At 70.9% G+C, this 15013-nt stretch carries 13 protein-coding genes and 1 pseudogene; 7 read left to right on the forward strand and 7 right to left on the reverse strand.

The genetic code is table 11. From position 1 onward, the window contains the following. Window positions 1–36: 36 nt before the first annotated feature. From JOY88_RS15055 to JOY88_RS15070, 4 genes are all read right to left on the reverse strand, one after another. Complete coding sequence (locus tag JOY88_RS15055; RefSeq protein ID WP_293503444.1) at window positions 37–876, reverse strand: HDOD domain-containing protein; 840 nt, start codon at window positions 874–876, stop codon at window positions 37–39. A gap of 73 nt (window positions 877–949) precedes the next feature. Then, window positions 950–2236 (reverse strand): glycerate kinase type-2 family protein, encoded by a 1287-nt coding sequence (locus tag JOY88_RS15060; RefSeq protein WP_293503445.1) that lies wholly within the window; start codon window positions 2234–2236, stop codon window positions 950–952. A gap of 11 nt (window positions 2237–2247) precedes the next feature. Further along, window positions 2248–3432, reverse strand: coding sequence for a urate hydroxylase PuuD (locus tag JOY88_RS15065; RefSeq protein WP_293503446.1), 1185 nt, complete (start codon window positions 3430–3432; stop codon window positions 2248–2250). A 105-nt stretch (window positions 3433–3537) separates the two neighbouring features. Next, window positions 3538–3888 (reverse strand): XdhC family protein, encoded by a 351-nt coding sequence (locus tag JOY88_RS15070; RefSeq protein ID WP_293503447.1) that lies wholly within the window; start codon window positions 3886–3888, stop codon window positions 3538–3540. Window positions 3889–3920: 32 nt separating this feature from the next. Between JOY88_RS15070 and puuE the strand changes: the two genes are divergently transcribed. The 4 genes from puuE to JOY88_RS15090 all read left to right on the forward strand — a co-directional run bounded on the left by puuE (window position 3921) and on the right by JOY88_RS15090 (window position 8430). Beyond that, window positions 3921–4886, forward strand: coding sequence for an allantoinase PuuE (puuE, locus tag JOY88_RS15075; RefSeq protein WP_293503448.1), 966 nt, complete (start codon window positions 3921–3923; stop codon window positions 4884–4886). 56 nt (window positions 4887–4942) lie between these two features. Then, on the forward strand, window positions 4943–5335 hold the full coding sequence (locus JOY88_RS15080) for a DUF2946 family protein (protein ID WP_293503449.1): 393 nt from the start codon (window positions 4943–4945) through the stop codon (window positions 5333–5335). Window positions 5336–5494: 159 nt separating this feature from the next. Next, window positions 5495–7906: a TonB-dependent receptor gene (locus JOY88_RS15085; RefSeq protein WP_293503450.1), complete on the forward strand. Its 2412-nt coding sequence runs from the start codon at window positions 5495–5497 to the stop codon at window positions 7904–7906. Beyond that, window positions 7903–8430 (forward strand): YcnI family copper-binding membrane protein, encoded by a 528-nt coding sequence (locus JOY88_RS15090; protein WP_293503451.1) that lies wholly within the window; start codon window positions 7903–7905, stop codon window positions 8428–8430. Before JOY88_RS15085 ends, JOY88_RS15090 begins: the two co-directional genes overlap by 4 nt. 380 nt (window positions 8431–8810) lie before the next feature. Here JOY88_RS15090 and JOY88_RS15095 read toward each other — a convergent pair whose 3' ends face one another. Both JOY88_RS15095 and JOY88_RS15100 read right to left on the reverse strand, forming a co-directional pair. Then, window positions 8811–10472: a delta-60 repeat-containing protein gene (locus tag JOY88_RS15095; protein WP_293503452.1), complete on the reverse strand. Its 1662-nt coding sequence runs from the start codon at window positions 10470–10472 to the stop codon at window positions 8811–8813. A gap of 17 nt (window positions 10473–10489) precedes the next feature. After that, on the reverse strand, window positions 10490–11014 hold the full coding sequence (locus tag JOY88_RS15100; protein WP_293503453.1) for a c-type cytochrome: 525 nt from the start codon (window positions 11012–11014) through the stop codon (window positions 10490–10492). Between the two features lie 167 nt (window positions 11015–11181). On the opposite strand from JOY88_RS15100, the gene JOY88_RS15105 reads away from it, so the two are divergent. Beyond that, window positions 11182–11859, forward strand: coding sequence for a hemerythrin domain-containing protein (locus JOY88_RS15105; protein ID WP_293503454.1), 678 nt, complete (start codon window positions 11182–11184; stop codon window positions 11857–11859). Here the strand turns inward: JOY88_RS15105 and JOY88_RS15110 are convergent. Next, the gene (locus tag JOY88_RS15110) at window positions 11839–13089 is read right to left on the reverse strand and encodes a class I SAM-dependent methyltransferase (RefSeq protein WP_293503455.1); all 1251 of its coding nucleotides are present in this window, start codon (window positions 13087–13089) and stop codon (window positions 11839–11841) included. The genes JOY88_RS15105 and JOY88_RS15110 overlap by 21 nt on opposite strands. A 180-nt stretch (window positions 13090–13269) precedes the next feature. Here JOY88_RS15110 and JOY88_RS15115 point away from each other — a divergent pair, with 180 nt between their 5' ends. Next, window positions 13270–13941, forward strand: a complete 672-nt coding sequence (locus JOY88_RS15115) for a PEP-CTERM sorting domain-containing protein (protein ID WP_293503456.1) — start codon at window positions 13270–13272, stop codon at window positions 13939–13941. Between the two features lie 256 nt (window positions 13942–14197). Continuing rightward, window positions 14198–14977: pseudogene (locus tag JOY88_RS15120) on the forward strand (transposase); the annotation flags it as partial. Window positions 14978–15013 lie beyond the last annotated feature (36 nt).

Raw genomic sequence — 15013 nt, forward strand, 5'->3', positions numbered from 1 at the left:
GTCGGGCCATGGGCGGGCCGCGCCCATGGCCAGTCCTCAGTGGAGCATCTGTTCCACCTCGGCCGCCGGATCGCCGGCGGCGGCGACCCGGGCGGCCAGAAGCTCCAGATCCAGGTGCAGGTGCTCGATCAGCTCGGGCACCGCCATCTTCAACGCATGCACGGGTTCGTCGTGGTGCTCGGCCGCGTCCGCCAGCACCTCGGCCACGTGCAGCACGGCGGCGATCAGCGAGAAGGGGCGCACGTCCAGGGGCGCGTTGGCATCCCTGAAAGCCGCCACCAGAGCCCGCGGGAAATGCCAATGCGCGGCCAGCGAGGCCGTCACGTCGGCATGCGTGCAGCCGAAGCGGTGCTCCTCCAGCGAGAAGCGGCTGCCCGGCTCGGCGGCGTGGGCCTCGACATCGGCCACCAGATGCGGCTCGTCGATGGCCATCAGCAACTGGCCGGTGCGCAGCATCAGCCCGGCGAGGTAGGCGGTGTCGGCGGTGCCCGCATCGGTGCCCAGCATGCGGGCGAGGATGCGCGCATAGTTGGCCGTGGCCACGCTGTGGCGCCAGAAGCGCGCGCGGTCCAGGCCCTGCACCCGCGGGAAGGCGCCGCTCAGACAGGCCGCCATGGCCAGATTGCGCAGCGTATCCAGCCCCAGCGCATGGGCCGCGTCGACGACGGTAGCGATCTGGTGCGAGGGGCTGTAGTGGGCCGTGTTCGCCAGCCGCAGCACGCGGGCGGTGAGCGTCGAGTCCTTCTCTATCAGTGCCGCGATCTGACCCAGGCCGACGTTGTCGTCGTCAAAGCTCTTGAGCAGCCGCGTGGCCACCTCGGGCATGGTCGGCAAGGCGCTGTGCTTGACGAAGAAACGCTCGGCGGCTGCGGTCATCGCGGACTCCTTCGGACGCTGGGGCGAGCCAGTCTAGGACGAAGGCTTTCGTGACGACAAGGCTTTGCCGGCGCTAAACGATCAGCAATGCACGGAAGTCGTTGACGTTGGTGAAGCTGGGGCCGGACACCAGCAGGTCACCCAGCGGCGCGAAGAAGCTGGCGCTGTCGTGGGCATCCAGCAGGGCCTGCGGGTTCAGGCCCAGCGCGCGAGCGCGGGCGAGGCTGGTGGGCGTCAGCAGCGCCCCGGCATGCGGGCCGACGCCGTCGATGCCGTCGGTGTCGGCGGCCAGCGCGTGGACGCCCGGCTCGCCTTGCAGGGCCAGCGCGCAGCCGAGCAGGAACTCGGTGGCGCGGCCGCCCCGGCCGGCGGGCTGGCCGGCGTCCACGGTGACCGTGGTCTCGCCACCGGACAGAAGGACGCAGGGCTTTGCAAAGGGCTGGCCGTGTCGCGCGACGGCGCGTGCCAGGGCCGCGTGCATGCCGCCGACGACACTCGACTCGCCCTCGATCTCGTCGCTGAGGATGTGCGCCGCGATGCCCTGGACGCGGGCCGCCTCGGCCGCGGCCTCCAGGCTCAGCTGCGGCGTGGCCAGCATGACCAGCGCGTGGCCGGCCAGGCGCGGGTCGCCGGGCTTGGGCGTCTCGAAATCTTCAGACTCCAGGCCCGCGCGCGCGGCAGGCGGCAGCTCGACCCGATAGCGGCGGCAGATGGCCAGCGCGTCGGCGCAGCTCGTCGCATCGGCCACCGTGGGGCCGGAGGCAATGACTTCGGGCAAGTCGCCCGGCACGTCGCTGATGGTCAGCGTCAGCACGCGCGCCGGCGCGCAGGCGGCAGCCAGGCGCCCGCCCTTGATGGCGGAGAGATGCTTGCGCACGCAGTTCATCTCGGCGATGGTGGCGCCGCTGTGCAGCAGTGCGCGGTTGACGGCCTGCTTGTCCGGGAGCGTCAGCCCCGGCGCCGGCAGGCTCATCAGCGCCGAGCCACCGCCGGAGATCAGGCAGATGACGAGGTCGTCCGCCGTGAGGCCCTGCGCCTGCTCCAGCAGCTTTCCGCTGGCGGCCAGGCCGTTGCCGTCCGGCACGGGGTGGGCGGCCTCGACGACCTCCAGCCGGCGCGGCCTGTAGCCCGGCGGCACATGCCCGTAGCGGGTGATGACCAGCCCTGACAGCGGCGCGTCGACCGGCCACGCAGCCTCCAGCGCCTGCGCCATCGAGCCGCCCGCCTTGCCGGCGCCCAGCACCAGCGTGCGGCCTCGCGGGGGCGGCGGCAGCTTCGCGGCCAGCAACCGGTCCGGCAGCGCGCTCGCCACGGCCACGTCGTAGAGCTGGTTCAGCAGCGTGCGGGGGGCGACGCTCATCGCGAGCGCGGTCAGGGTTGCCGGGCCCAGCGGCCGATCAGGGCTCGCTCGTCGTCGGTCATGCCGGTCGCATTGTTGAGCGGCATCGCGCGCTGCACGACCACCTGCTGATAGATCTGGGCCTTGTGCGCGACCAGCCCTTCGGCGCTGTCCAGCCGCACGCCCTTCTGCGCCGCCTCTCCGCTATGGCAGATGGCACAGCGCTGCGCCTCGACGGCCTGCACCTGAGCCAGCGTAACGGCAGACGCGGCCGCTGCCGCGGGCTGCGGCCGGGGGGCCATCCAGGCGACAAGGCCGCCCAGCAGCACGAGGGCCAGCACCACCGCGCCCCAGCTGTTGACACCCTTGTGCCGCTTCACGAAGAAGATGCGGATGGCCACACCCGCGGCCATCAGTACGCACAGCACGGCCCAGTTGTACGGGTGCTGGTGCAGCATGCCGTAATGGTTGCTGAGCATCGCGATCAGCACCGGCAGCGTGAAATAGGTGTTGTGCACGCTGCGCTGCTTGCCCCGCTGGCCATGGAGGGGGTCGACCGTCTCGCCGGCGCGCATCTGCGCGATGACCTTGCGCTGGCCGGGAATGATCCAGTGCGCGACGTTGGCCGTCATCATGGTCGCCAGCGTGGCGCCCACGATGAGGAAGGCCGCCCGGCCGGCGAACAGCTGGCAGGCCAGCCAGCTCGCGGCAACGACGAACACCGCCACGACCGCCATCACGCGACCATCGTTGCCGATGGCGCCGGCCCGGGTGCGGCCCAGCGTCTGGCAGGCGATGTCGTACACCGCCGTGCCGACGACGAGGAAGCCCAGCGCCGCCGCCACGGCCTGCCAGGGAGCGCCCCATGCGTGCACGCGCGGGTCGATCAGCATCTGGCTGGCGTTGCAGAGGTAGAGCACGACGAACAGCGCGAAGCCGCTCATCCAGGTCCAGTAACTCTCCCAGTAGAACCAGTGCAGGTCCCTGGGCAGGTTGGCAGGCGCCACCAGGTACTTCTGCGGGTTGTAGAAGCCGCCGCCATGCACGGCCCACAGCTCGCCGTCCACGCCCTTGGCCTGGAGGTTCTCCGCTTGCGGCTTGACGAGATGGTTGTCCAGCCAGACGAAGTAGAAGGACGCGCCTATCCAGGCGATGACGGTGATGACGTGCAGCCAGCGCAGCAGCAGGTTGGCCCAGTCGAGCAGGTAGATGTCCATGACGCGGTGGTGATCTCGATAGCCCCACCACGGCGGGTGCTGTGGGGCCCGGGGGTCGCGTCCACGGGCCGACGACACCCGACGCCGCTGCGACAGGGCGCCAGTTTATGCAGGCAGTGCCGGGATCTGCGCCAGCACCACCACCGCGACGACCGCCGGCTGCTTGCCCGCGGCGCCCGGCACGCCGACGGGGCAGGCGACGCCGGCCAGGTCGACTCTGGCGCAGGCGATGGCGCCGAACTCCAGGCGCCCGCCGCCCAGCGTGCCGGCGACCGCGGCCACGCCCACGCTCGTCCAGGCCCCGACCTGGCGCGGCACGCTGCCGGTCCTGCGGGCGACGGTGACGAGGATGAGGGCCTCAACGGCCACGGTGGGTCCGGTGGCTGCACCGCGAAGCTGCGGCGTGTGCGGGCTCGCGTCGGCGCCGTCGAGCACGGCGTTTGTCGGTTTGCCCATGGATGGTCCGGTCCTTGGTACAAAGTGCAGGGATGAGCACGCCCCACCAGCCCCGCTATCCCCGAGACCTCGTCGGCTACGGCGAGAACCCACCCCATGCGCAATGGCCAGGCGGCGCGCGCGTTGCCGTGCAGTTCGTACTGAACTACGAGGAAGGCGGCGAGAACTGCGTGCTGCACGGCGATGCCGGCAGCGAGCAGTTCCTGTCCGAGATGGCCAATCCGGCCAGCTACCCGGCGCGCCACCTGAGCATGGAGAGCATCTACGAGTACGGCTCGCGCGTGGGCGTGTGGCGGCTGCTGAAGGAGTTCGAACAGCGCGCGTTGCCGCTGACCGTGTTCGGCGTGGGCATGGCGCTGGAGCGCCACCCCGACGTGACCCAGGCCTTCGTCGAGCTGGACCACGAGATCGCCTGCCATGGCTGGCGCTGGATCCACTACCAGAACATGGAAGAGGACACGGAGCGCGCCCACCTGGCCCAGGCCATGGCGAGCCTGAAGCGCCTCACGCTGGGCCGCGACCCGCATGGCCTGGGCTGGTACACCGGCCGCGACAGTCCCAACACGCGCCGCCTGGTGGCCGACTTCGGCGGCTTCGAGTACGACAGCGACTACTACGGCGACGACCTGCCCTTCTGGCTGCAGGTGCGCAGGACCAGCGGCGAGCTGGCACCACACCTGGTGGTGCCCTACACGCTGGACTGCAACGACATGCGCTTCGCACTGCCGCAGGGCTTCAGCCATGGCGAGCCCTTCTTCGAATACCTGCGCGACTCGTTCGACGTCCTCTACGCGGAGGGCGCCGAGAGCCCGAGGATGATGAGCATAGGCATGCACTGCCGCCTGCTGGGCCGCCCCGGCCGGCTGCGCGCACTGCAGAAGTTCCTCGACCACATCGAAGCGCATGACCGCGTCTGGGTCTGCAGGCGGCTGGACATCGCGCGGCACTGGAAGGCGACCCATCCCTTTGATGCGCGCACCGCCTTCATCTGGGAATGATCCGACTCGGCCTGCTGCATGGCTGAGACGCCGGACCCTGCCTAGAATCCATGCCCATGTCCGGCCTGCCGATCACGACCCGCACCGCCCGCCGCTCGGCGTGGTGGCTGGTGGCCGTGTTCCTGCTCGGCGTGCTGGCGCCCGGCCTCAGCGCGGCGCTGGCGCATGCGCGTGGCGACTTCTCGGCCTGGCAGGATGTCTGCCGCGCGCCGACCGCGACGAACGCGGCCAAGCCCCAGCCCATCGAGGCCGCGCTGGACCTGCTGGCCAAGGGCCATTGCCCGGCCTGCCATATCGGCACGGCCGACCTGGCCAGCCCGCCGGCCGCCGCGGAACCGAACCTGCGCGACGACCTCGTGCTGGAAGCGCCCCAGCGCTTCTGGACCGCGCCTGTCACCGCCCACGCCTGGCGCCCCGCCAGCGCACGCGCCCCACCCGAGCGGGTCTGAGACGGGACCGAGAGCTGGCCATGCGGCCGGTTCGACGCCCGTCCAAGGCTCGGCGGCGTGCCAGCCGTCGGGCCTGAGTCCCCTGCCCTGCCGAGGCTTCCGGCCTCGGCACCCGCCGCCGCCCACACCGGGCGCGACCGACTCAGATCCCGCCTCATCATGATCCAGAAGACTGCCCTTGCGCGCGCGGCTGCGGCCTGCGCCGCGCTGCCACTGCTGGTGCCGGCCGCGGCCCGCGCCTGCGACGACTGCGACTGCGGCGATGACGCGCCCGTCGCCATCACCGCCTCCGCCGGCGAACCGGCCCCCACGCCCACCCGCAACAAGCTGGCCCTGGTGCGGGTTCAGGGCGCTGCCCCCTCGTCGCTGCCCACCAACATCCCGACCACGCGCGAGACCGTCTCGCGGGAAGACATCGAGCGCGGCATCAACGCGACCGATGCCGAGGACGCGCTCAAGTACCTGCCCAGCCTGCTGGTGCGCAAGCGCTACATCGGCGACTACAACCACGCCATCCTGTCCAGCCGCGCCTCGGGCACCGGCAACAGCGCCCGCTCGGCCGTCTATGCCGATGGCATCCTGCTGTCCAACTACCTCGGCAACGGCGTCGGCGGCCTGAGCTTCCCGCCGCGCTGGGGCCTCGTCACGCCCGAGGAGATAGAGCGCGTGGACGTCATGTACGGCCCCTTCTCGGCCGCCTACCCGGGCAACTCGGTGGGCGCGGTGGTGGACTACCAGACGCGCATGCCGACCCGGTTCGAGGCCCACGCCAAGCTCGGCTACAGCTCGCAGTCCTCCGACCTCTGGGGCGCGACGAAGACTTATCGCGCCTGGCAGGCCGGCGCCTCGCTGGGCGACCGCGCGGGCGCCTTCAGCTGGTGGCTCAACGTCAACCGAACCGACAGCGAGGGCCAGCCGCTGACCTTCGCGACCCGCCTGGCCAGCGCGGGCGGCGCCGTCACGCCGGGCAGCGGCGCGGTCCCGGTGACAGGCGCAGTGCTCCAGCCCAACAGCAGCAACCAGCCCTGGTACCTGATAGGCGCGGGCACGCGCTACAGCACCGTGCAGGACCACCTCAAGCTCAAGCTGGCCTACGACCTCAGCCCGACCCTGCGCGCCAGCTACCTGGTGGGCCTGTGGCGCAACGACTCGGACGGCAACTCCGAGAGCTGGCTGCGCGACGCGGCCGGCAAGCCGGTCTATTCGGGCCCCATCGTCATCGACGGCAAGCAGTTCGCGGCACCGACCGGCGGCGACTTCGCCCTCACGCGCGAGCAACTGCGCCACGTCATGCACGGGCTGTCGGTCAAGAGCCACGGCGGTGGCACCTGGGATTGGGAAGTCGCGGCCAGCCTCTACGACTACCAGAAGGACGACAAGCGCCAGAACGACGTGAACAACCGGCAGCCCGGCGCCTGGACGGGCGGCGCCGGCACGCTGGCCGACGGCAGCGGCACGGGCTGGCACACGCTGGCCCTCAGGGGCATCTGGCGTCCCGCCGGCACGGGCCATGTCGTGGACCTGGGCCTGCAGCAGGACAGCTACCGGCTCAGCTACCTGACCTCCAGCATCGCCGGCAACTACCTGAACGACGGCCCGGGCGCGCTGGCCAGCAGGGTCCAGGGCCGGACGCAGCTGCAGGCGGCCTACATCCAGGACGCCTGGCTGCCCGCCCCCGACTGGAGGGCCGTGCTGGGCCTGCGCGCCGAACACTGGCAGGCCTACGACGGCCGCACCGACTTCTCCGCCACGGGGACGCCGCCGCCCAGCGTCTATGCGTCGCGCAGCGAGAACTTCCTGTCGCCCAAGGCCGCGCTGTCCTGGCAGGCCGCGCCCGAGATGGTGCTGAAGGCCTCGCTGGGCCGGGCCGTGCGCATGCCCACAGTCTCCGAGCTCTACGGCGCCACGTCGACGGCGAACTCGCAGTACATCAACGATCCCGGCCTCAAGCCCGAGAAGTCCTGGACGGCCGAGCTGAGCGCCGAGTCCGCCTGGGGGCCGCTGCAATCCCGCCTCACCTTCTTCGCCGAGACGACGCGCAACTCGCTGTACTCGCAGACGGTGTTCGACACCGCCGCCAACCGCAACGTCAGCCGCGTGCAGAACATCGCCCGGATAGGTACCACCGGCCTGGAGGCGACGCTGGGCGCGACCGACTGGCTGCTCAAGGGGCTTGACCTGTCGACCAGCGTCACCTACACGGACTCGAAGATCAAGGCCAACGCCGGCTTCGTTGCCGTGCCGGGCGACACCGTCGGGCGCTGGCAGCCCAACATCCCGCGCTGGCGCGCCACGGCCCTCGCCAGCTGGCGCCTGGACGAGCATTGGAGCGCCAGCCTTGCTGCACGCTACAGCGGCCGCCAGTACCGCACGCTGAACAATGCCGACGTGAACGGCTTCGCCTACATGGGTGTGAGCAAGTACGCCACGGCCGATGTGCGCCTGCTGTGGAAGATAGACCGCCAGTGGAGCGCCGCCTTTGGCATCGACAACCTGAACAACTACAAATACTGGAACTTCCACAACTACCCGCAGCGCAGCTACATGGCCGAGCTGAAGTTCGATCTATGAAGACCCTCCTCACCGTCCCGCTGCTGGCGCTCGCCGGCGCCGCCCAGGCCCACATCACGCTGGACCAGCCCGAGGCGCCGGCCGGCAGCAGCTACCGCGCCGTCTTCAAGGTGGGCCATGGCTGCGAAGGCGGCGCGGCCACCAAGGCCATCGTCGTCACCCTGCCCGGGGGGCTGCGCGGCGCCCGTCCCATGCCCAAGCCCGGCTGGACGCTGACCACCCTGCGCCGTCCGTTGAAGACGCCCCTGGAGAGCCACGGCCAGCCCGTCACCGACGAGCTGGCCGAGGTGCGCTGGACGGCCGACAGCGAGGCCAGCTATCTGCCCGATGCCTGGTACGACGAATTCATCCTGCGCGCCACGCTGCCGTCCGCGCCGGGCGAGCTGACCTTCGCGGTGCGCCAGGTCTGCACCCAGGGTGAATGGTTCTGGGCCGAGCTGCCGACGGCCGACAACCCGAAGCCACGCGCGCCCGCCGTGCGGCTGCGGGTGACGCCCACGCGCGCCGAAGCCCACGCCCACTGAAGCGAAATAAAGCCGGGACCGCCCCGGCTGATCGTGGCTTCGTTCACGGCCGGCTGCGCCGATGATTCATCCCGTCACCAGTGCACGGCCCCCGGCAACGTTGCGGCCCCTGGCGAGGCGGAACGCGATCCGCCCGCGACCACGAAAGCACGAGATCCGGGCCTGCCCGCGTCACCTCCCGGTGTCGCTCCGCTGGCCGCCTGCGCTGTGATGCACGCCGCAGCCCCACGCCCCCTCGCGGGAGCGTCCCGGGCGGCGTGAAGCGCTCTTGCGCCCCGAACGGCTCACGCCGGGCGGGGCGTTTCCTTTGGACTCGAGCCGGGCTCATCCCGGCCGCCCTGCGACCCCGCTCGCCGAGGTCGCTGGTGGGCAGGAGCCCGTCACAGCCAGTGACGCATCAGCACCACGTCGAGGTCGCTGCCGTTGGCCTCGCCGGCCTGAAGCACGCGCACCGTGGGCACGCGCTCGTCGTGCTGCAGCGCCAGCGCGCGGCCGGCGTCGCTCTTGGTGCCGGCGGCCACCGGCGTGACGCGCAGGCCGCCGGGGCCGAAGCCGGTGTCGACGCTGCCATCGGCGTTCAGGCGCAGCAACACGGTGTCGGCGCTGGTGCCGAGGGTGTAGACCCAGCCGCCCAGCAGCAGCTTGCCGTCGGTCTGCTGCACGAGGGCCGTGGCCTCGTCCCAGTTGTCGGCATTGACGACGACCACGCTGCGGCCGCCGGAGCCGAAGCCGGCGTCCAGGCTGCCATCGGGCAGCAGGCGCGCGGCAGCAACATGGTGGTCGCGGTGGCCGGCCAGCACGAGCTTGTTGTCCGCCGTGACAACGATGCCGCGCGCCGCGCCTGTGACGCTGCCGAACAGGCCGTGCACGAGACCGGCCGTACCGAAGCCGGCGTCCAGCGTGCCGTCGTCGCGATAGGCAGCGGCGATGAAGTCGCCCTCGCCGCCGGCCGCGACGATGCGCGCGGCGCCGGCCACGGTCTGCAGCACCAGCGCGTAGACCGTCTCGCTCTTGCCGCCGGCGCCGATCGCGGTCAGCACCTTGCCGCCGTTGCCGAAGCCCGCGTCGAGACTGCCGTTGGGCAGGTAGCGGGCCAGCGCAAAATCGTTGCCCGTGGCGCCCTGGTTGCTGCCGCCGCCGAGCACGATCTTGCCGTCCGGCTGCAGCAGCAGCGCATAGGCCTTGTCGTCGCCGTTGCCGAAGGAGGTCGTCACGCGGCCGCCGGTGCCGAAGCTCGCGTCCAGCGTGCCGTCGGCGTTGTAGCGGGCCAGCGCGAAGTCGTAGCCGCTGGCACCCTGGTCGCTGGTGCCGGCGACGAGGATCTTGCCGTCGGGCTGCACGGCCACGGCCAGCGCCTCGCCGCTGCGGCTGCCGTTGTTGAACGCGGTGCCGACCCTGCCGCCGTTGCCGAAGCTGGTGTCCAGCCCACCGTCGCGCAGGTGGCGCAGCAGCATGAAGTCGGTGCCGGTGGCGCCGCCGCCGAACACGCCGTAGCCGACGACGACGGCCTTGCCGTCGGCCTGCACGGCGACGCCGCGCACATAGTCGTCCGTCAGGCCACCGGGCGTGATGAGGATGCCGCCGCCGAAGCTGGTGTCGATGTCGCCGGCCGCGCCGCGCACGGTGACGGTCAGCGGCTGGGTCTTGCTGGCGCTGCCACCGCTGCCCTTGACGGTGACGCCGGTGGGCAGCGAGTGCGGCGCCGTGGCGCCGGCCTGCAGCGTCAGCGTGCCGGTGTTGCTGCCGGCCGCGACGCTGAGGGCGGCGGCCGTCGCGCCGCTGGGCAGGCCGTCGGCGCTGAACTGGATGGCGTCGGTGAAGCCGGCCTCGCGCTGCACGGTGACGGCGACCGTTGCCTGCCCGCCCTGCCGGACGACGGCCTTGCTGGTGTCGAGCGTGAAGCTGAAGCCGGCGGGTGGCGGCGGGGGCGGGCTGTCCGGCTTGCTGTCGGGCGCCGGAGTGGTGGTGCTGCCACCGCCACAGGCGGTCAGCGCGGCCGCGAGGAACAGCGGGAGTGCGGTGCGGAAAAGCGGGGAGCTCATGTCGGATCCTTGCCTTGTCAGTGCGATGGTGGCGCCAGCGGTGCTGGCACGCGGTTGTGGATGGGCGCCAGCGTGCGCAGGTAGGCGAACACGGCGCGGAGGTCGTCATCCGTCATGTGGCCATAGGCGGCGGGCATGGGCGGCAGCAGCGGCCGCCCCCGGCCGAGGTGGCGGCCGCTGCGCAGCGTCTGCACGAAGTCCTGCTCGCTCCAGCGGCCCAGGCCCGTGTCAGGGTCGGGCGTCAGGTTGGCCGTGAAGCTGACGCCCCAGGGGCCGGCCCAGGCCGTGTTCGTCGCCGAGGACACCACCAGCCACGGCCCCGCCGGCAACACCGGCACGGCCGGCATGGCGAGCGCCTGCGGGTGGCCGGCGAAGGCCAGCGCTTCGTCGGGCTCGGGACCGCGCGGGCCTGGTTTCAGCGGCGTGTGGCAGTCGGCGCAGCCACTGGTGGCAACGAGGTAGCGGCCGCGCTCGATGCGCTCGCGCGGCGCCGCCTGCGCGGCCGTCGCAAGCAGCAGCGCCAGAGGGATCAGCAGTTTCATGGAGGTCTCCGTCGGGTGGAAGTGGCGGCACTGTGCCGAGCCCCCCTCACGCCGCCATCGCTCCGACGGGCCAGCACCGCGCGCCACGGGAGATGGCTCCTCGGAGCGATGGCGGCGCGCGGGCGGGCCTGAACACTGGCGGCCTGTCCTCACACCTGGTGCCCACCATGAACACCCCGAATCGCCACGACCTCTACGCTCCCATCCACAAGGCCCTGCGCCTTTTCATGACCGACACGCTGGCGGTCATGGGCCGGCTGGACCTCGACGACCCGCAGGAACTGGCGGCGGGCCTGGCCCGGCTCGACGCGTTGCTGGACGCGGCCGCGCAGCACCTGCGTCACGAGAACGAGTTCGTGCACCCGGCGCTGGACGCGCACCGCCCCGGCACAAGCGCCACCATCGCGGCCGAGCACCGGGAGCATCTCGACGCCATCGCGGCGCTGCGCGCCGAGGCTGCCACGCTGCGCGCACTGCCCACGGCCGCCGCCGCGCACCGCCTCTACCGCCAGCTCGCCGCCTTCGTCGCCGAGAACTTCGAGCACATGGACGTGGAGGAGACCCGCCACAACCAGGTGCTGTGGGCTGCCTATGGCGACGTCGAGCTGCAGGCCATCGAGGGCCGCATCCATGCCCACGTCGGGCCGCAGGAGATGAGCGTGTGGCTGCGCTGGCTGATCCCGGCGCTGAACCCTGCCGAGCGCGCCGCGCTCATCGGCAGCCTGCCGCCCGAGGCGCAGGCGCCGGTGCTGGACTCGGCCCGGGCGCTGCTGGACGACATGGCCTGGTCCAAGCTGTGCCGCGCGCTGGGGCGGGCGCCGGTGTCAGGTCTGGTCGCGGCCTGAAAGCAACTGCTCCAGCCGCTGCTCGCGCAGCCCATAGAAGCGCTTGATCTCGGCGATCTGTGCCAGCAGCTCGGGCCGTCGCGCGGCCAGCGCCTCGGCCGCGGCACCCTGCGCCTTCACGGCCAGGATCATCTTGTTCTTGCTGGTGTGCTCCAACGCGATGAACTCGAACACCTGGGTGCGGTAGCCCTGGCTCTCCAGCAGCAGCGCGCGCAGCGAGTCGGTCACCATCTCGGCCTCCTGGCCCAGATGGATGCCATGCTGCAGCATGGGCCGCAGCACGGCCGGCAACGTCATCTGCGGACGCAGCTCCTTGTGGCAGCAGGGCGAGCTCATGATGACGCGGGCGCCGGACTGCAGGCCGACGTGCAGCGCATGGTCGGTCGCGATGTCGCAGGCATGCAGCGCGATCATCACGTCCAGCGGCTGCACGGGCTGCGTCCTGACGTCGCCCTGATCGAAGCGCAGGCCGGTCAGGCCCTCGCTGTCGACGATGCCGCCGCACAGCCGGACCATGTCGTCACGCAACTCGATGCCGGTCACGCGTGGCGACAGGTCCCGGGACCGCAGCCAGTCGTGCACGGCAAAGGTCAGATAGCCCTTGCCCGAGCCGAAGTCGGCCACGCGCACCGGGCCCGCCAGCCCCGCCTCCTCGACGGCCGAGGACAGGATCTCGACGAAGCGGTTGATCTGCTTCCATTTGCGCGCCATTGCAGGCACCAGGGCCGGCTCGCCCTTGACGAGATGGGTCAGGCCCAGGGCCGACCAGACGGGGTGGGCGATGTCCAGCGGCCGCTGCTTGGCCTTGTCGTGGGCCGCCGCGGGCGGAGCCTCGGCGGCATCCAGGCGCGTCACGCGCAGCGTCTCGCGGCCCTTGCGGCTGACGGCGAACTGCACCTCCTCGGCCGAGGTATGCAGATGGGCGTTGCGAAAGCGCGCGCCCAGCAGGGCCGCGATCTCCGCCAGGCCCGCCTCGGGCACTTGGTTCTTGGTGACGTCCTTGGTGCGGTGCCGCCACAGGAAGCTCAGCTGGGCCTCGCCGCGCAGCTCGACCAGGCGCACGGTCAGGCGCTCGACCTCGTCTTCGCCGCCGACCGGGCCGGACAACAGCAACTTGCCGAACTGGCCGCCGGCCAGGGCCAGGCGCAGCAGATGCAGAAAGCGCTCGCGGGCGGGCGCGGACGCGACGGGCGGCGGAGTGATCAGCGAGGTGAAGAGCGGTGCAGGCATCGGCCGGGATTGTCCCGGATCGCCCACGCCCCCCTTGTTCGCGGGAAAGATGTCCATTGCTGCACGAATCGCCCCGCCCTCCCCCTGCTGCGCGGGATGCACGACAGGGGGCTTCTTTCTTAGAGTCCCCCCTAACTTGAAGTTGATTTCTGACTTCCAGCTTTTCAGGGAACCCCGAACATGTCCAAGTCCTTGCGCCTCGCCGCCGTCACGCTGCTGACGGCCCTTGCAGCGTCGGCCCATGCCGACTTCGTCACCTCCAGCCAAGGGGTGGGTTTCAACCTTCAGACGCTGAACGCCAACACCTTCACGCTGGACATCCGGAACGCCAACCATGCCACCGGCAACTGGAGCTCCGCGACCAGCCTCGGCTACCTCGGCCTCAAGGGCCTGGGCAATCTGGCCGGCCTGACGGGCGTCAACGTGACCGTGTCGTCCAACGCCGGCGCGCCGGTCACCTGGACGCTGGCGTCCTTCACGGGCGAGCTGGGCGGCCAGGGCTGCAACAAGAACGCCAACTCCGGCGGCATCTGCCTGGATGGCCTGGCCAACCTGCCGCTGGTCAATGACCTGTTTTTCACCATCCAGCTGATGGGCAGCGGCATCAACCTCACCACCGTCACAGCGCCGCAGCTGAAGGTCGGCTTCACCCAGGCGAACAACAGCAAGCCCGTGGGCGACCTGCTGTCGGTCACGATGGCCTATGTCCAGCCGACCGGCGGCGGCGGGTCCAGCGGCAGCCCCAACTCCGGCACCAGCGCCGGCAACAGCGTGCCGGAACCCGCCTCGCTCGCGCTTGCCGGCCTCGCACTGGCAGCGGTCGCTGCGACGCGCCGCCGCCGCCCCGCCTGAGGCCGGTCCCGGGCCACCCGCCCGGGGGGGCCGTATGGCTGCGGCCTCGCGCGCTCGCCGTCTCGTCTTGTCAAGCCTGACAGACGCCAGAATCACGATTTACAGATCCACACGAAAACACCGCTGCGAGCCGCCATTTCCCTTGCCATGAGCCTTCAGCCCCGCTGGCGCGTATACGGTGCCCCGTGGGGGCTTGTCGGACTTTCGAGCCTATCGCAGGGCGTAAGGAGCCGAGCCAGCAGGACTGCCCCCGCCGATGAGCCGCTTCGTTGCTATCGATCGAGACACTGCCTATTTGCTGCCACCCTCGGTAGATGAATGGCTGCCCACTGATCATCTGGCGCGCTTTGTGGTTGAAGTCATCGACCGACTCGATCTGGATGAGCTGACCCGACAGTACTCGGGCAGAGGCTCCGCGGCCCATCATCCGGCGGTGTTGCTGGGGCTGCTGATCTATGGGTACGCCAACGGCGTGCATTCCAGCCGCAAGATCGAGCGGGCGACCTACGACTCGGTGGCGTTTCGCTACGTGGCGGCCAACACGCACCCTGACCACGATACGCTGGCCACGTTCCGGCGGCGCTTCTTGAAGGAGATCGAGGCGCTGTTCGTGCAGGTGCTGGTGCTGGCGCGCGAGATGAAGCTTCTCAAGCTCGGCCACATCGCGCTGGACGGCACCAAGATCAAGGCCAACGCGAGCAAGCACAAGGCCCTGTCGTGGGCGCACGTCAACAAGATCGAGGCGCAGTTGCGCCAAGAGGTGCAGACCCTGCTGACGCTGGCCGAGAAGAGCGACCGCGCGGGCGTGCCCGACGGCATGGACGTGCCCGCCGAGATCGCCCGGCGCGAGGATCGGCTGGCGGCGATCGCGCAAGCCAAGGCCAAGATCGAGCAACGTGGCGCCGAGCGCTACCTGGCCGAGAAGCAAGAGTTCGAGGCCAAGCAGGCCAAGCGCAAGGCTCAGCGCGACGCGGGCAAGAAGCCCCGCGGCACGGATCCCGAGCCGCCGACAGAAGGCCCCAAAGACAGAGCCCAATAGTTCAGGGTGCGAGTCCGCAGGGCTCAAGTCCTG

It is taken from the genome of Roseateles sp. (assembly GCF_019237615.1).
Taxonomy (GTDB): domain Bacteria; phylum Pseudomonadota; class Gammaproteobacteria; order Burkholderiales; family Burkholderiaceae_C; genus Pelomonas.